We start from the raw sequence: 17,082 nt of genomic DNA on the forward strand, positions 1-17,082 counted from the left end.
ATACGCGTGCGGGACGGGTGCGGCGGAACGAGCGGGCGATCAGCCCCGGCCGCTGAGCGCCATCATGAAGAACAGGATGCCGAAGCAGATCATCAGGATCGTGCCGAGGATGCCGAGCATCAGGCCCACGCGCACCTGTACGCCGCCGCCGATCGCGCCGCCGGAGGCTTCGATGTCGTTCATCGCCCGGCGGCCCATGGCCCAGGCCACCGGCCCCAGCGCCCCGCAGCAGAACACGCTGAGCACCCCGAGTAACAGCACCGTCGTGGCATATTCGTGCTCGATCGGTGAGCCGATGGGCTGATGATGGATGGCCACCGCCCGATTTTACGGTCGAATCGGCCCGTGCGACAGGCAGACGCGCGGTGTTCCCTTGCGGCACTTGCTCGAACGCCCGCGCCCGCGCCGACGCGCGCGGGGCGAAAAGGGCTCCGACGAGCGAACTCCCCGGCGCCGAGGCGTTCCGGGGAGTTCGTGAAAGCGCTTCGCGCGCAGTTATTTACGTGTGCCGCAGGCGTGCCGGCAGGCCGCCGCGCGCACCCGCGCGGTCAGGCCCGGCGCTGCCGGGCGATGTCGGCGAGAATCACGCCCGCAGCCACCGAGGCGTTGAGCGATTCGACCGGACCGGCCATCGGGATGCTCAGAATCGCGTCGCAGTTCTCGCGCACGAGGCGGGACAGGCCCTTGCCCTCGGATCCGACCACGATGACCGTCGGTGCGGTGCCGTCGAACTCGTCGAGCGAGGTGTCGCCACCGGCGTCCAGGCCGATGATCTGGTACCCCTTGCTCGCCCAATCCTTCAGTGTCCGAGTCAGATTGGTGGCCTGCGCGACGGGCAGCCGGGCCGCGGCGCCCGCGCTGGTGCGCCAGGCGACCGCAGTGACGCTGGCGCTGCGGCGCTGCGGGATCACCACGCCCTGACCGCCGAACGCCGCCACCGAGCGGATCACCGCGCCCAGATTGCGCGGGTCGGTGATGTTGTCCAGCGCGACCAGCAGGGCGGGCTCGCCCGAGGCGCGCACCTTCTCCACCAGATCGTCCGGGTGCGCGTAGCGGTAGGGCGGCACCTGCAGGGCCAGGCCCTGGTGCATGGCGTTGTGGCTCATCTTGTCGAGATCGGTGCGCGGCAGCTCCAGGATGCTGATGCCGGTGTCCGCCGCGATCTTCACCGCCTCGGTGAGCCGCTCGTCGTTCTCGGTGCCGACGGCGACGTACAGCGCGGTGGCAGGCACCCCGGCGCGCAGGCACTCGACCACGGGGTTGCGCCCGAGCACCAGCTCCGGGCCCGCGTTGTCCTTGCGGCCGGCGATCGGGCGGCTCGCGTTGCGCGCCCGATTGTTCGCGGTGGCGTTCTGTGCCTTGGCCGCGGCCCGGGCCCGCTTGGCCGCGGGGTGCTTGGTGCGCTCGGAGGCGGGCGGCGTGGCGCCTCTGCCCTCGAGGCCGTGGCTGCGCTTGCCGCCGGAACCGACGACCTGCCCCTTCTTGGTTCCGCTCTTGCGCACCGCACCGCGTCGCGCCGAATTGCCTGCCATTACTTCGCCTTCCGTATCACGCGGGGAACCCGCATCGGCCGGTCACGGGAGAACCCGCTCTCGGTCGATCATGCGGGAAACCTGCATCCGGTCGGCGCAGCAAACGGCTGCGCCCTGTTCTTCTGGTGCGCTACCGCCTCGTAGCGCGGGTGCGGCGCGGTGGTACCGCGCCGGGTGTCGCCTCGGACGAGTCCGAGACCGGGTACTGCCGGGCGAGCCCGGCCCGATCAACGATCCGCTGTGGTCAGTGACCATTCCGGACCGCGGGCCGTGTCGGTGACCTCCACGCCCGCCGCTTTGAGCCGATCGCGGACGGCGTCGGCCGCACCCCAGTCCTTGTCGGCCCGGGCCTGCTGCCGTCGTTCGAGTTCCGCGCCGACGAGCACGTCCAGGGCGGCCAGCGCCGACGAGGAGTCGGCGGGCGCCGCCCAGTGCGCGTCCAGCGGATCCACGCCCAGGACGGCGAGCATGGCCCGGACCTGTCCGGCGAGGGTGCGGGCGGTGTCGAGGTCGTCGGCGTCCACGGCCTTGTTGCCCTCGTTCACCACGCCGTGGATCTCGGCGAGCGCCTTGGGCACGTTGAGGTCGTCGTTCAGCGCGTCCGCGAACCCGGTGGTCCAGGCGCCGATCGGCGCGTCCCCGGCGCGCTCGACCACGCGATGGATGAACGCCTCGATCCGGCGGTACGACGCCGCGGACTCGGTCAGCGCGTGATCGGAGTATTCGAGCATGGAGCGGTAGTTGGCGCTGCCCAGGTAGTAGCGCAGTTCGACCGGCCGCACGTCCAGGCGCGCGAGCACGTTCGGAATCGAGAGCACGTTGCCCAGCGACTTGGACATCTTCTCGCCGCTCATGGTCACCCAGCCGTTGTGGAGCCAGTAGCGGGCGAACCCGTCACCGGCCGCGCGCGACTGCGCGATCTCGTTCTCGTGATGCGGGAAGACCAGATCCATTCCGCCGCAATGGATATCGAACTCCGCGCCGAGGTAGTACTCGGCCATGGCGGAGCATTCGAGGTGCCAGCCCGGGCGGCCCGGGCCCCACGGCGACGGCCAGCTCGGCTCGCCCGGCTTGGCGGCCTTCCACAGCGTGAAGTCGCGCTGATCCTTCTTGCCCTGGCCGGCGCTCTCACCCTGGTGCACGTCGTCGAGCTTGTGGCCGGAGAGCTTGCCGTAGTCGGGGAAGCTGACCACGTCGAAATAGACGTTGCCCTCGGACGGGTAGGCGTGCCCGCGCTCGATGAGCCGTTCCATCATGTCGACCATCTGGGTGATGTGCCCGGTCGCGCGCGGCTCGGCCGACGGCGGCAGCACCCCGAGGGTGGCGTAGGCGCGGTCGAAGGCGCGCTCGTGCGTGGCGGCCCACTCCCACCACGGGCGCCCCGCCTCGGCGGCCTTGTGCAGGATCTTGTCGTCGATGTCGGTGACATTGCGGATGAAGGCCACGTCGAAACCGTTGGCGGACAACCAGCGTCGCAGCACGTCGAAGGCGACGCCGCTGCGCACATGGCCGATGTGGGGTTCGCCCTGAACGGTCGCGCCGCACAGGTACACCGAGGCGTGGCCGGGGACCAGCGGAGTGAATTCACGCAGGGTCCGCGTCTCGGTGTCGAACAGGCGCAGAGTCACGACAAGGCATCCTAGCTGTTGGGATATGGCGGAAGACGGGCGGATACGGCTTCGGGCGGCCGCTGGGGATTTTCGAGGCGACAGGCGGGTCGGGTCAGTCCCGACAACACAGCAGGGCGTTGGCGATCGCCGCCACGCCCTCGCCGCGGCCGGTGAGTCCCAGACCGTCGGTGGTGGTGCCGGACACCGATACCGGCGCACCCAGAATTTCACCGAGCACCTGTTGCGCCTCGGCGCGTCGCGGGCCCATCTTCGGCCGATTTCCGATGACCTGTACAGCGGCATTGACAATCGTCAAGCCCGCTTCATCCAGCAGGCGCCGGACCTCTTTGAGCATCGCCGCACCGGAGACGCCCGCCCATTCGGGCCGGCCGGTGCCGAAAATCGCGCCGACATCGCCGAGCCCGGCCGCGGACAACAGCGCGTCGCAGAGCGCGTGCGCGGCCACATCACCGTCGGAATGCCCGGCGCAACCGCTGTCGCCGTCGAACAGCAGGCCGGCCATCCAGCAGGGACGGCCGGGTTCGATCGGGTGCACGTCGCTGCCGACGCCGACCCGCAGAGAGGTGGGATCGAAGCTCATGGCGTCGGCACCGCCTCTCTGGATTCGTGTGGACCGGACTCGCCCCGCGCCACCAGTGTATTGGCCAGCACCAGGTCCAGGGGAGTCGTTATCTTGAATGCCATCGCCGCGCCCGGCACGGTGTGCACGACGGCGCCGAGCAATTCGACCAGACCCGCGTCGTCGGTCGCGTGGATTCCGGTGGCGTGCGCCGAGCGCAACAATTCCGCGTCGAATCCCTGCGGCGTCTGCACCGCGCGCAGCGCCGAACGGTCGGGCGTGCCGGTGACGGCGCCCGCGGCGTCGACGGATTTGATGGTGTCGGTGACCGGCAGGGCCGGGACCACCGCGACCGCACCGGCGCGCAACCGCTCGACCACGCGCGATACGAGATCGGGCGGGGTGAGTGCGCGCGCGGCGTCGTGTACGAGATAGTGCGTGGCCGCGGGGGCGGCGTTCAGGCCGGCCCGCACCGAATCGGTGCGTTCGGCGCCGCCGGGGACCACGCGTACGGGAACGTGACTGTCGGGCAGGAGGGCGCGAGTCTCGTCGACGAGGTCGGCGGGCACGATCACCACCACCTCGTCGACGGACTCGGATGCGAGCAGACCATCGATGGCCAGGCGAAGCATGGGAATGCCGCCGACCGGGACGAATGCCTTCGGCCTCGACTCACCGAGACGTACGCCCTGACCGGCGGCAGGCACCAGCGCGACAACACGGCTCGCGCCGTGTGATGCGTTCACTGTCAGGATGCCGCTGCGAGAACCTCGTCGAGCAGGGTCTCGGCACGAACATCGTCGGTGCCCTCCGCGAGCGCGAGCTCGCCGACGAGAATCTGGCGGGCCTTGGCCAGCATGCGCTTCTCACCGGCGGACAAGCCGCGGTCCTGCTCCCGGCGCCACAGATCGCGAACGACCTCGGCCACCTTGTTCACATCGCCGGAGGCGAGCTTCTCGAGGTTGGCCTTATAGCGGCGAGACCAGTTGGTGGGCTCTTCGGTATGCGGTGCACGCAGTACCTGAAAGACCTTGTCGAGGCCTTCCTGGCCGACGACGTCGCGGACGCCGACATACTCTGCGTTCTCTGCGGGAACCCGAACGGTCAGGTCGCCTTGCGCGACCTTCAGGACCAGATACTCCTTTTGTACACCCTTGATGGTGCGAGTTTCGATAGCTTCGATCAGCGCCGCTCCGTGGTGGGGGTAAACGACGGTGTCTCCGACCTTAAAAATCATCTGTCCCGTGCCCCTTTCGATGTTCACAGTTTAACATGCGACTCGGTAACGGCGCGATCAACGGCGCAGGTCAGGGCCACAACGAGCCAGCGGCGGGGGTTGACAGAACGGGAATCGTGTGCATCTTGTTGTGGCATAACGGGATAGCGCGGGGCGGTGTTCGCAGGCATATGCCGGGCCCCTCTTCGCATACGCGGTGGGCACCCTCGCATAAACGACACTGCCCCCGCGCGAGGCGTCCGATCGCACGCATTACTCTCTTTGACTACTACTCTGCATAGTGGAGTGAGCCCGGTCGACATGGAGGACAACCCGTGACTGCCCTGAAAGCCACCACCTTGTCTAAGGCGCGTGCCGTGACAGTTGCCGCACTCGCCGCGGGCGCGGCGCTCGTGCTGACGGGTTGCGGCGCCGGACAGGTGTCGCAGACCGCGGACCAGGTCGCGGCCGTCAATGGCAACGAAGCCGAGGTCGGCAAGATCGCGCTGCGCGATGTGCGATTCCTGCTCCCGCAGAGCGAGGAGTACCAGAACGCCAAGGGCGGCAAGGCCGTTCTCGCGTTCAGCGCCGCCAACCTCGGCGAGTACGAGCCCGACGAGCTCGTCAGCATCACCACCGACATCGGCCAGGTGAAGGTCAACGGCAAGGCCGAGATCAAGCCGCAGGCCACCCTGGTCGCGGATCTGCCGAACAAGTCGGCCAAGGCCGACGACCACGGGCACGACGACTCGCACGGTGCCCCGGCCACCACCGCCACCACCGCGGCGGACAAGCCCGCCGATCCGGCGGCCAACCCGCTGCTCATCGAGGTCACCGGTCTGACCAAGGACGTCACCCCCGGCCTGACCTACCAGGTAACGATGAACTTCAAGCGGAACGGCACCGTCGCGATCAACGTGCCGGTCGACGCCGGGCCGGACCTCGCGCGCCCCGAGCCCGCGAAGAAGGAAGGCGAGTCGGCCGGCGGCCACTGAGCCGGCTTCCCGCACACGCTCGACCGCACCCCGCCCCGGATACCGGAGCGGGGTGCGGTGCGTTTCGGGCGCGCCGGTGAGCGCGGGCGTGAGGGTTCCTGTCGGAGCCGGTCATTAGGCTGCGCGCGTGGCCAAGGTGAAATCGCTGTATCGGTGTGCTGCGTGCTCGAACGAGGTCGCCAAGTGGGTCGGGCGGTGCCCGGCGTGCGAGGGCTGGGGAACCATCGAGGAGGTGGCCGGCGCCGCCGCGTCGGCGGGCGTGGGGCGAAAAGCCATGCTGCCCAGCACCGCCGCCACACCCATCTCGGCGATCGACTCCCAGCGCACCCAGGCGCGCGGCACGGGCGTGTCCGAACTGGACCGGGTGCTGGGCGGGGGCATCGTGCCCGGGTCGGTGGTGCTGCTGTCCGGGGAGCCCGGCGTCGGGAAATCGACGCTGCTGCTCGAGGTCTCGCATCGCTGGGCGCGGGCGCGCGACGAGATCGCGCTCTACGTCACGGCCGAGGAATCGGCGGGCCAGGTGCGGCTGCGGGCCGACCGGACGGGCGCGGTACACGAAAAGGTCTATCTGGCGGCCGAATCCGATCTGGCCACGATCCTCGGGCATGTCGAGCAGGTGCGGCCCACGCTGCTGGTGGTCGACTCGGTGCAGACCATGCTGGCCGGGGACACGGACGGCGTGATCGGCGGTGTCACCCAGGTGCGCACGGTGACCGCGGCGCTCACCTCGCTGGCCAAGGCGACGGGTATCGCGGTGCTGCTGGTCGGGCACGTCACCAAGGACGGTTCGGTGGCGGGTCCGCGCACGCTCGAGCATCTGGTCGACGTGGTGCTGCACTTCGAGGGCGACAAGCACACCTCGCTGCGCATGGTGCGCGGCATCAAGAATCGTTTCGGCAGCACCGACGAGGTGGGCTGCTTCGAGATGAAAGAGGCCGGAATCGCCTGTGTGGACGACCCTTCCGGGCTGTTCCTGCATCATCGGGGCGCCTCGGTGCCCGGGACCGCGGTCACCGTGGCCATGGACGGCAAGCGCCCCATGCTGGGCGAGGTGCAGGGCCTGACGGTCGACACCGCCGTGCCCGCGCCCCGGCGCGCGGTGAGCGGGCTGGACTACAACCGCGTTTCCATGGTCCTGGCCGTCCTGCAGAGCCGCTGCGGGGTCTACGTGGGCAAGCAGGACGTCTACGCGGCCACCGTGGGCGGTATGCGGCTCACCGAGCCCGCCGCCGATCTGGCCGTGGCCCTGGCCATCGCGAGCGCGAGTCAGGATCGGGCGCTGCCCAGCGGCCTGGTGGTGCTCGGCGAGGTGGGGCTGGCGGGGGAGGTGCGGCAGGTGACCGGGCTGACCCGGCGACTGGCCGAGGCGGAGCGACTCGGTTTCACCGAGGCCCTGGTGCCGCCCGGGGTGGATCGCACGGGCCGCAGCATGACCCTGCGCGAGGTCGCCGATCTCGGTGCGGCGCTGTCGATGAGCGGGCTGCGGCCGCGGCGACGGGCCGCTGCGCAGGCTTGAGACGGCTGCGCGGGCTCGAGACCGCTGCGGTGCGGCGGGACAGTGCAGCGGCTCGGCGCGACACGCGATTTCGGGGACGACGGTGCTGCCGCTCGGGTTCGAGGAGCGCTGCCACGCGGGTGTGAAGCGCGCCCGGCGGCGGTGTGGAAGCCGCATAACGCCCGCGTGGCGTGCGGGCGTGTCGCGCTAAGGGGGCTTGACGCTCGTCGGGGACGTATCTCACCGATTCCCGTGCGATTCGAATGCCGGGGCGATTCGGCAATTTCGCCGTACCTGGACACCCGTGTCGCTCCTGTGGATGAGTGTGGATCGTTCGCGCCGAGCGGGATTCGCGGCTATCGCGCCGAATTCCGGCTACCGGCGCGCAGATGATCGAACGACCGGTTTCGGGCCCGCAATTGTGACCCGGAATCGTTCGGATTCTGCGGGCGAACACAGCCCGACTCATAGCGTTCGGCATCCGGTGATATCACGAGTGCATCAACGGATCCGCTGACGGATTCGAATTCGCGCGCGGAATTCACCCCGCGCCGATTGTGCAATTCGCCGAAAATAGGTGGGAGCACCCGTTATCCGGCAGCATCGTGCCGAAACTCGGGTGGCGCCAGCCCGATTGCGCGGGATCGGCCCGAACGCGCTGTCCCGCCGCGAGAACGGCGAAGGCCGGGACCACGGTGTGGTTCCGGCCTTCGATGCGGGTGTGCTGGGATCAGGCGATATTGAAGGGTTCCGGTGCGCTGCGCACCGAACCGAGTTGGGCGACAACGGTGTAGGGGCCCGCGGGTACCGGGATACGCTCGCCCGCGCAACCGGGCTGGGAGGACTGCGCGGACCAGGTGACGGTGAAGGCCGCCTGCTGGCCGGGGCTGAGCGTGCGCATGTCCGGGGTGCCGTCGGGGTAGCAGTCCGTGCTGGACCAGAGCCTGCGCTGGCCGTCCAGCGACTGCACCGACACCAGTTGCAGGCCCGAACCCATGTCGCGTTCGCAGGCGCCGCTGGAGATGTTGGTGATGACGATGCCGAAGACCGGCTGTTCCCCGGCCTTGTAGGTGGGCTGGCCGACGTTGACCTTCACGGCCAGTGACTGATCCGGGCACTGGCCCGCGGGCGCGCCGGCGGGCGCGGCGCTCGGGCTCGCGCTCCCGGCGGGTTTGCTCGTCTCGGGCGCGCCCGACGTCGGGCTCGCCGCGCTCTTGCTCGGGGACGCCTGGGCGGCGGACGTGGTCTCGCCCCCGGCCTTCTTATCGTCGCCACCGCCGCGCACCAGGGCGAACGCCACCCAGATGACCAGCGCGAGAGCGACCACCACGGCACCGATCGCGATCAGGCGACGGCGCCAGTAGATTTCCGGCGGCAGCGGTCCATTCGGTTCCAGCACGCTGACAACGGTAAGGGCACCGTCGGGCGCATCCGGCGCAGGGTCTCGGCGTGTCGGAGCTGAAAAGGGCCGCACCCCAGGTAGATTTCCCCGGCTCTCGAACCGCTTTTCGGGCCCGATCTCCGCGAATACCCTTGCCCGCCCGAACTTCCGGCGCACCGACCGTCCCGTTTGCCACCCCGTCAACCCCCGGCAACCTCCCAGTGCCCGTGTCGACCGTTCTGCCCTATTTCTCCCCACCCTCGCGACTCGCCCGGCCCACTGCAGCCTGCACCCGATGTGTTCGCGCGATGTGGGCACTTTCGCCCGCCGCCGGCGAACGCACAGCTGTCCCTCCGGGCCGTGGGGCCGTGCGCCACCCGTTCGAGGCCTGCGGGATGCCCAGCCCCGACGACGAGTCCGGGCCCCGCTGCGTTCGGCAGCGAGGCCCGGCAATCTCACCAGCGACTACACGACCTCGCCGATGTTGCCGATGACGCGGCGCAGCTTGATCTGGCCCTCGCCGAGGTTGTAGGTGACGCAGGCGATCGCGCACTCGCCGGCCGCCACGCGTTCGGAGATGATCACCGAACGCTGCATCAGCAGGCGGGCGGTCTCCTCGACGTGGCGGGCTTCGAGGTCGTCCACCGACTCGAGGCCGTCGCGGCGGCCGAGCAGGATCGACGGGGTGACGCGCTCGACCACGCTGCGGATGAACCCGCCGGGCACGTTGCCGTGATCGAGGGCGTCGATGGTGGCGCGGACCGCGCCGCAGCTGTCGTGGCCCAGCACCACGATGAGCGGCACGTTCAGCACGTGCACGCCGTACTCGATGGACCCCAGGACCGAGGAATCCACGACGTGACCGGCGGTGCGGACCACGAACATGTCGCCGAGGCCCCGGTCGAAGATGATCTCGGCGGCCACGCGGGAGTCACCGCAGCCGAAGAGGATTGCTTGGGGCTGCTGACCGGCGACGAGCTTGGCCCGGTCGGCGGCGCCTTGGCTAGGATGCTGCAACGTGCCGTTGACGAAGCGCTCGTTGCCCTCACGCAGGGACTTCCAGGCACTGATCGGGTTGGAATGCGGCATGTGTCCCATTCTGCATACGGGGTCGGTTACTGGCGAGTCCGCGACGTTACGGTCCGGCAACCGGCCACCGACCATGGCGCCGCCCGGGCGGTGAGCCCGTGGCGCGGATCGAGGCGACGGCGGAGCACGAATGACAGTGGACAGCGATGTATTGATCGACTGGTACCGGGACACCGCCCGGGACCTGCCGTGGCGGCGGCCCGGCGTGACGGCGTGGCAGATTCTGATGAGCGAGATCATGCTCCAGCAGACCCCGGTGGTCCGGGTGGAGCCGATCTGGCGCGAGTGGGTGGCGCGCTGGCCCGTTCCCTCGGCCATGGCCGCCGCGCCACAGGGCGACGTGCTGCGCGCCTGGGGCAAACTCGGCTATCCGCGCCGGGCGCTGCGCCTGCACGAGTGCTCGCGGGTGCTGGCCGAACAGCACGGTGACGAGGTGCCCGCGGATGTGGAGGTGCTGCTCGGGCTGCCCGGCATCGGCGCCTACACCGCTCGCGCGGTGGCGTGCTTCGCCTACGGTCAGCGAGTTCCGGTGGTGGACACCAACGTTCGGCGCGTGGTGGCGCGGGCGGTGCACGGCCGCGCCGAGGCGGGCAATCCGGCGGCCCGCGATCTGGGCGAGACCGAGGCGTTGCTGCCGGTGAATGTGCCACGCGCGGCGGTCTTTTCGGCCGCCATCATGGAATTGGGCGCGACCGTCTGCACGGCCCGCACCCCCGATTGCGCCCGCTGCCCGCTGCCCAGCTGCGCCTGGGTGAGCGCCGGCCGCCCGCCCTCGGACGTGGTTCGCAAGGTGCAGAAGTTCGAGGGCACCGACCGCCAGGCCCGCGGCCGGCTGCTGGATGTGCTGCGTGACGCCACCGGTCCCGTCGAGCAGGCCCGCCTGGATCTGGCCTGGACCCGGGATCCCGGCCAGCGCGCCCGCGCCCTGGATTCCCTGCTGGTCGACGGCTTGATCGAGCAGACGGCCGACGGCTTGTTCGCCCTGGCCGGCGAGGGCTGAGCGCGGACGCGTTCACCCGCCGGTGATTCTGCGGCTCGGCACGCATTCCTCCCGGGACGGGACGAGGGGGCGTTCGCCCCGGGAGGGATGCGGCGGGCGCGTTCTACCGCCCCTCACGCGGTAGATCGCGGGCTTGGGTTACCCCGGCGACGAAGATCGAATCCTCGGTTGGGGAAGAGTTCACGTGCTGTACCCGCCCGTGTTCGCGGTGGCGAGTACGGGCCCGAACCTCAGGCGGGCACGAGTTCGCGGCGGCGGTTGCGGGTGCGCGCACCGACGACGCGGCAGATCAGGTAGATCGTGAACGAGATCGTGGTGACGAAGGTCGACACCGGCACACCGGGGGCGAGGGAGAGCAGAATGCCTCCGACGGCGGCGATTTCGGCGAACACCACGGCCAGGATGGTCGCGCGTACCGGACTAGCGGTGAGCTGGCAGGCCGCCGCGGCGGGCGTGATGAGCAGCGCCAGCACCAGCAGCGCGCCCACGATCTGCACGCCGAAGGCGGCGGTGATGCCCAGCAGCACCGCGAACACGATCGACAGCGCGCGCACCGGAACTCCGCGCGCCACCGCCACTTCCGGGTCCGAGCTGGCGAACAGCAGCGGGCGGTAGATGGCGGCCAGCACCACCAGCACCCCGACGGTGCAGGTGGCCAGCAGGGTGAGCCCGTTGTAGCCGACGCTCACCACCTGGCCGGTGAGCAGCGAGAATTTCGAGCCCGCGCGTTCGGGGCCGAGCCAGAGGAACAGCACGGACAGCCCGAGCCCGAACGACAGCACCACCGCGATCACCGAATCCCGTTCGCGCGCACGCGAACCCAGGACCCCGAAGAGCACGGCCGCCACCACCGATCCGGCGATGGCCCCGAGTCCGACGCCGACCCCGGCGAGCAGCGCCGCGGCCGCGCCGGTGAGCGAGAGTTCGCTGGTGCCGTGCACCGCGAACGACATCTGCCGGCTGATGATGAGCGGGCCGATGGCTCCGGCCAGCAGTCCGAGCAGCGCCGCGGCCAGCACGGCCTGCTGGACGAAGTCGTAGCCGAGCAGGTGTGCGGTGGTGGAGAAGTCGAACATCTTGCCGAAGACGTCGGCGAGTTTGTCGATCACCGGCGGGCCTCCGGAACCTGCTCGCCGTGGCAGTGCGCCCCGGCCGCGCCGAGCGCGTCCATGGCGTCGCCGGTGCCGACCACGACCAGTCGCCCGCGCACGCGCAGCACCTCGACCTCGGTGCGGTACAGCTCCGAGAGCACGGCGGTGGTCATCACCTCGTCGGGGGTGCCGATCCGGAACTTGCCGTCGACCAGGTACAGCACCCGATCCACCAGCGGCAGAATGGGATTGATCTCGTGGGTGACGAACAGGACGGCGGTGTCGTGGGTGCGGCGGCGCTTGTCGATCAGTTCCGAGACCAGGCGCTGGTTGGCCAGGTCCAGCGACAGCAGCGGTTCGTCGCAGAGCAGTACCCGCGGGTCGCCGGCCAGGGCCTGGGCCACGCGCAGGCGCTGCTGTTCGCCGCCCGAGAGCGCGTCGATGGGCGCGTAGGCGAACTTCTCCGCCCCGACGTCCGCGATCGCCCGGGCCACTTTGCGTTTGCGTTCGGCGCGCCCGCGCAGGCCCAGGCCCCAGCGGTGCCCGTCCACGCCGAGCCCGACGAGGTCGACGCCGCGCAGTTGCGCGCCGGCGTCCATGGTCTTCTGCTGCGGGATGTAGCCGATATCCGAATTGCCGACGCGCGCGGGCGCTCCCGCGATCCGGGCGGTGCCCTCGGACAGTGCGACCTGACCGAGCAGCATCTTCAGCAGCGAGGTCTTGCCGGAACCGTTGGGGCCGAGCACGGCGACGAATTCGCCGGGCCGCACCTGTAGGTCGAGTCCCTGCCACAGCGTCCGGTCCCCGTAGGACAGGCGCGCGTTGGCGAGCTCGACCGCGGGGGCGGGTTCCGGGGTTGCGGCGGAACGGGTTTCGGGCAGGGGAGAGCGCTCGGGCGCGGGGGATGCGCTCGAAGATTGCCGGGTGACCCGTTCGGTGGGCTCGGTCAGCGCGACTCCCTCGGTAGGTGCGGCGGTGGCAGGCATTGCCCCGGACCTAGGCGAGCGCCGTGGCGAGTGCCTTGGCGTTGCCGGTCATCCACCGAATGTAATCCAGGCCCTCGGGCAGGGTTTCGGTCACCTCGACGATGGCGATGCCGTTGGCCTGCGCGGTGGCGCGCATGTCCTTGGTGGTGGAGTCCTCGGTCTGGATGTTGTAGACCAGCGCGCGAACCTGCTTGGCCTTCAGCAGGTCTCGCACCGCGGCCACGTCGGCGGGGGAGGGGTCGGTGCCCTGTTCCACCGCTTCCTGGAACGAGTGCGGGGTACGGTCGTCGACCTTGGCGGCGGTCAGCAGGTAGTACGCGAGCGGTTCGGTCTGCAGGACGGGCTGATTCGGCTTGTCGGCGGCGATCTTCGCGGTGATGGCCTCGATGTCCTCGAGCTGCCCGGCGAAGGCGGCGGCGCGATCGGCGTAGGCCTGCTTGTTGGCCGGGTCGAGTTCGCCGAGGGATTCGGCGATGTGTTCGGCGACGTGGCCGACGGTGTGCGCGTCGTACCAGACGTGTTCGTTGGCGCCGCCGTGGTCGTGCCCGTGGCCTTCGCTCTCCTTGGCCGGGGTGGCGCCGGGTGCGCTCTCCTCGTGTCCGTGCTCGCCCTCGCCGGCGATCTCGACGGCGTTCACGTTGCGCTTGCTCTTGCCGGAGATGGCCTTGTCGATGAACTCGTCGTAGCCGCCGCCGTTGTAGACGATGAGGTCGGCGTCGCTGATGCGCGCGGCCTGCACGGCCGTGATCTCGAACGAGTGCGGGTCGACGGTCGGGTCGGAGATGAGCGATTCCACCTGGGCGTCCGGTCCGGCGACGGTTTTGGCGATGTCGCCCCACACGTTGGTGGAGGCCACGACGGTGATGGCGTCGGAGTCGGTCGTCGAGTTCCCGCAGGCGGTCAGGGTGGCCACGGCGGCCAGCCCGGCGGCTGCGACCGCGAATCCTCTGGCATAGCTGTTGCGCACGCGAACCACTCCTGAAGCTGCCTAACAAAAACGAAAACGATTGCCAATAAAATGTAACCCACGAATCCGCGCCCCGACGAATTCCGACCGGTAGGTGTGGTGCGCACCACGCCGACGCCACGCCGGTCCCGCTGCCGCGGCCGATGTCCCCGCGCGATTTCGGGGCCGCACAGTGCGAACCGCGGTTCTTGCCGTCGTCGCGCGGCCGTCGTCGCGGACCGGCACTCCCGCCTCCCGAGGCGGGTCCGGCGACAGCGGCCTCCCCCTGCACGAGTCCGGCCCCCGCGAACGACTGTTCGCGGGGGCCGGATGTCTCGGGTCCGGTCCGGACCTACGTGAACGCACCCACCGGCTGGCTCAGCAGCTGCGCGCAGCGCAGCAGGCCCAGGTGGCTGTACGCCTGCGGGTGGTTGCCCAGCGAGCGTTCGGCGACCGGGTCGTACTCCTCGGACAGGAGCCCGGTCGGCCCCGCCACGTCCACCAGCTGTGCGAAGAGCGCCTCGGCGTCCTCGCGCTTGCCGATGAGCAGGTATGCCTCGACGAGCCAGGCGGCGCACAGGTGGAAGCCGCCTTCCCCGCCGGGCAGCCCGTCGTCGTGGTGGTAGCGGTACACGGTCGAGCCGCTGCGGAGTTCGGCCTCGGTGGCCACGACGGTGGCGGCGAAGCGCGGATCCGACGGATCGATGAGCCCGCTGAGGCCGATGTGCAGGGTGGCCGCGTCCAGGTCCGTGCCCTCGTAGGCGGCGGTGTAGGACTGGACCTCCTCGTTCCAGCCCTCGACCTTCACCTCCTCGGAGATGGTGTCGCGCAGCTTCTCCCACTCCGGGTCGACGGTCCGGCCGAACTGCCGCCCGAGCGTGATCGCCCGGTCGGCGGTGAGCCAGCCCATGACCTTGGAGTACACGTGATGCCGCGGGTTGCCGCGGATCTCCCAGATCCCGTGGTCCGGTTCGCGCCAGCGCCGCTGCACGGCCGAGACCATGGCGTGCACGAGATCCCAGTCCGCGTCCGGCAGCGCCTTGGCGGGATCGGTGATGCCCTTGCGTTCGCGGGCGTGCGCGAGCTGGGAGATCAGGTCCACGATGGGCCCGAACACGTCCAGCTGGACCTGCATGTTCGCCGCGTTGCCGACGCGCACCGGCCGCGATCCGGCGTAACCGGGCAGCTGGTCGATGACGGCCTCGGGCGGCAGGGTCTCGCCGTAGAGGGTGTAGAGCGGGTGCAGTCGCTCGGGCCCGGGCAGCGTCTCGAGGACGCGGTGGGTCCAGGCGAGCAGGTCCTCGGCCTCGCCGAGCGAGCCGAGCGATACCAGCGCGGACGCGGTGAGTGAGGCGTCGCGCAGCCAGCAGTAGCGGTAGTCCCAGTTGCGCACGCCGCCGATGTCTTCGGGCAGCGAGGTCGTCGCCGCGGCCATGATGGAGCCGGACGGCGCGTGCACCAGTCCGCGCAGGGTGAGCGCGGACCGCTTCATGAGATCGGGTTTGAGGGGCGGCAGTTCGAGCGTGCCCGCCCAGTCGGCCCAGTACCGCTCGGCGAGCCGGCGGCGATCGCTCTCGGGCGTCATGCAGGGCGCGAGATCGGAAGTGCCGCAGCGCATTTCGAGCACGATCGGGCCCCGGCTCGGGTCCACCACCGCGCGCGCGGTGTGGTGGTTGCCGTCGTCGATGATCTCCCATTCGACGCCGGGGGAGCGCAGCACGATCGGATCGTTGGTGCCCTGTACGCGCAGGCCGGCCGGATCGCGCACGATGCGCACCGGCACCTGGCCGAATTCCGGTCGGGGAGCGAAGGTTACGACCGCCTTGGCGTCACCGCTGATGACACGGGTCAGGTCGGTGCGCTCGGCCACCACGTCGTGCGGCAGGTAATCCACCACCGACAAACTGGACCAACGGGTTTCGACGGTCATGGTGCCGTCGATGTACCGCTGCGACAGTGGCAGTCCCGCGCGTTCGGGCGCGATGGTGAAGTGCCCCGCGCCGGGTCCGCCGAGCAGGTGCGCGAACACCGCCGCCGAATCCGGTTCCGGATGGCACAGCCAGGTGATGGTGCCGTCCGGGGTGACCAGCGCCTTGGTGCGCGGGCTGGCCAGCATCGTGAGCCGCTCGATGCGGGGCGCGCTGGCGCCGGCGAGCCAGGTACGCCGCTCCTCCAGCAGGAAGGCCAGCGCCTTGGACACCTCCTCGGTGCTGGCGACCCGGTGTTTGGCCAGCGAGTCGCCCTCGCCGACCTTGATGCCCACATCGGGTCCGGACAGGCGTTTGAACGCCTTCTCGTCGGTGACGTCGTCACCGATGAAGACCGCCGCGGACGCGCCTTGCTGATGCCGGACGATGTCCAGCGCCGCGCCCTTGTCGGTTTCGATCACCGCGAGTTCGATGACCTCTTTGCCCTCGGTGGTCTGTACGCCGACCCAGCTGGCCGGACCCTGACGCACCTGAACCAGTGCGCGACGGCCGATTTCGGGGCTGGCGTTGCGCACGTGCAGCGCGACGCTGGCCGGTTTGATCTCGACAGTGGCGCCCGGGTTGTCCTGGGCGACCTGGGCCAGCGTCGACTGCACTTCCTGCAGTAGCTGTTTGGCGTCGTTGTCGATGGCATGCACGAAGCCGACGTCGAATTCGGACCCGTGACTGCCGATGAGTTGCACCTCGACGGGCAATCGGGACAGCGCCGCGAGATCTCGCAGCGCGCGGCCGGAGATGACGGCCGCGGTGGTACCGGTGAGTCCGGAAAGCGCGCGCAGCGCATTCACGGACTCCCTATGGGGATAGGCCTTCGCGGGGTCGGACACGATGGGCGCGATCGTCCCGTCGTAGTCCGAGGCGACAAGCAGCCGTGGCACGCGGGCGACAGCCGCCAACGCACGGCGAAGTTCCAGTGGCAAATCCTGTGCGCTCACGCATCCAACCTAATGATCGGAGGAGTTTCTTCAGGGCGAGCGTGACTCTACTGGGTGTTGATTGCCCGCTCGTTTTGACGGTGATACATAGCGTTTACAAGACCCTTGCGCGCCGTTCACCAGATGTCCGATTTCCGCTGGTGCACCCCGGCTTTCGTGCCTGTGACCAGTCACGTTCCGGAACGACGACGGAGGGCCGGCTCCACCTCGAGAGGTGGGCGACCCTCCGGTCATACGT

15 protein-coding genes are annotated in these 17,082 nt (G+C 69.8%); 3 read left to right on the forward strand and 12 right to left on the reverse strand.

The annotated features are described in order from the left end of the window. Positions 1–39 precede the first annotated feature (39 nt). From ACWIGI_RS24535 to carD, 6 genes are all read right to left on the reverse strand, one after another. Positions 40–318: a DUF4190 domain-containing protein gene (locus ACWIGI_RS24535; protein ID WP_454204770.1), complete on the reverse strand. Its 279-nt coding sequence runs from the start codon at positions 316–318 to the stop codon at positions 40–42. Between the two features lie 230 nt (positions 319–548). Next, complete coding sequence (gene rlmB, locus ACWIGI_RS24540) at positions 549–1,532, reverse strand: 23S rRNA (guanosine(2251)-2'-O)-methyltransferase RlmB (protein ID WP_454204771.1); 984 nt, start codon at positions 1,530–1,532, stop codon at positions 549–551. Positions 1,533–1,759: 227 nt separating this feature from the next. Further along, positions 1,760–3,160: a cysteine--tRNA ligase gene (cysS, locus tag ACWIGI_RS24545; RefSeq protein ID WP_454204772.1), complete on the reverse strand. Its 1,401-nt coding sequence runs from the start codon at positions 3,158–3,160 to the stop codon at positions 1,760–1,762. A 94-nt stretch (positions 3,161–3,254) separates the two neighbouring features. Further along, complete coding sequence (ispF, locus tag ACWIGI_RS24550) at positions 3,255–3,722, reverse strand: 2-C-methyl-D-erythritol 2,4-cyclodiphosphate synthase (protein WP_454204836.1); 468 nt, start codon at positions 3,720–3,722, stop codon at positions 3,255–3,257. Between the two features lie 17 nt (positions 3,723–3,739). Continuing rightward, the gene (gene ispD / locus ACWIGI_RS24555) at positions 3,740–4,468 is read right to left on the reverse strand and encodes a 2-C-methyl-D-erythritol 4-phosphate cytidylyltransferase (RefSeq protein WP_454204773.1); all 729 of its coding nucleotides are present in this window, start codon (positions 4,466–4,468) and stop codon (positions 3,740–3,742) included. Between the two features lie 2 nt (positions 4,469–4,470). Further along, the gene (carD, locus tag ACWIGI_RS24560) at positions 4,471–4,959 is read right to left on the reverse strand and encodes an RNA polymerase-binding transcription factor CarD (protein ID WP_067569016.1); all 489 of its coding nucleotides are present in this window, start codon (positions 4,957–4,959) and stop codon (positions 4,471–4,473) included. Between the two features lie 356 nt (positions 4,960–5,315). Between carD and ACWIGI_RS24565 the strand changes: the two genes are divergently transcribed. Both ACWIGI_RS24565 and radA read left to right on the forward strand, forming a co-directional pair. Then, entirely contained in the window at positions 5,316–5,933 is a 618-nt protein-coding gene (locus tag ACWIGI_RS24565; RefSeq protein ID WP_454204774.1) for a hypothetical protein, read from the forward strand. Positions 5,934–6,060: 127 nt separating this feature from the next. Then, positions 6,061–7,449 carry a DNA repair protein RadA gene (gene radA / locus ACWIGI_RS24570; protein WP_454204775.1) on the forward strand — a complete coding sequence of 463 codons (1,389 nt, stop codon included), beginning with the start codon at positions 6,061–6,063 and terminating at the stop codon, positions 7,447–7,449. 709 nt (positions 7,450–8,158) lie between these two features. Here radA and ACWIGI_RS24575 read toward each other — a convergent pair. Both ACWIGI_RS24575 and ACWIGI_RS24580 read right to left on the reverse strand, forming a co-directional pair. Continuing rightward, complete coding sequence (locus tag ACWIGI_RS24575) at positions 8,159–8,827, reverse strand: hypothetical protein (RefSeq protein ID WP_454204776.1); 669 nt, start codon at positions 8,825–8,827, stop codon at positions 8,159–8,161. Between the two features lie 447 nt (positions 8,828–9,274). Next, complete coding sequence (locus tag ACWIGI_RS24580) at positions 9,275–9,898, reverse strand: carbonic anhydrase (protein ID WP_454204777.1); 624 nt, start codon at positions 9,896–9,898, stop codon at positions 9,275–9,277. Positions 9,899–10,028: 130 nt separating this feature from the next. Here ACWIGI_RS24580 and ACWIGI_RS24585 point away from each other — a divergent pair, with 130 nt between their 5' ends. Continuing rightward, on the forward strand, positions 10,029–10,898 hold the full coding sequence (locus ACWIGI_RS24585; protein ID WP_454204778.1) for an A/G-specific adenine glycosylase: 870 nt from the start codon (positions 10,029–10,031) through the stop codon (positions 10,896–10,898). 230 nt (positions 10,899–11,128) lie between these two features. Here ACWIGI_RS24585 and ACWIGI_RS24590 read toward each other — a convergent pair whose 3' ends face one another. The 4 genes from ACWIGI_RS24590 to otsB form a co-directional block, all read right to left on the reverse strand. Then, positions 11,129–12,007: a metal ABC transporter permease gene (locus ACWIGI_RS24590; RefSeq protein ID WP_454204779.1), complete on the reverse strand. Its 879-nt coding sequence runs from the start codon at positions 12,005–12,007 to the stop codon at positions 11,129–11,131. Then, positions 12,004–12,975 carry a metal ABC transporter ATP-binding protein gene (locus ACWIGI_RS24595; RefSeq protein WP_454204780.1) on the reverse strand — a complete coding sequence of 324 codons (972 nt, stop codon included), beginning with the start codon at positions 12,973–12,975 and terminating at the stop codon, positions 12,004–12,006. The genes ACWIGI_RS24590 and ACWIGI_RS24595 overlap by 4 nt, the downstream gene beginning before the upstream one ends. Positions 12,976–12,985: 10 nt before the next feature. Next, a complete protein-coding gene (locus tag ACWIGI_RS24600) occupies positions 12,986–13,942 on the reverse strand; it encodes a metal ABC transporter solute-binding protein, Zn/Mn family (RefSeq protein ID WP_454204781.1) in 957 nt (318 codons plus the stop codon). Between the two features lie 331 nt (positions 13,943–14,273). Next, positions 14,274–16,844 (reverse strand): trehalose-phosphatase, encoded by a 2,571-nt coding sequence (gene otsB / locus ACWIGI_RS24605; protein WP_454204782.1) that lies wholly within the window; start codon positions 16,842–16,844, stop codon positions 14,274–14,276. Between the last annotated feature and the right edge of the window lie 238 nt (positions 16,845–17,082).

It is taken from the genome of Nocardia sp. NPDC055321 (genome assembly GCF_053645575.1).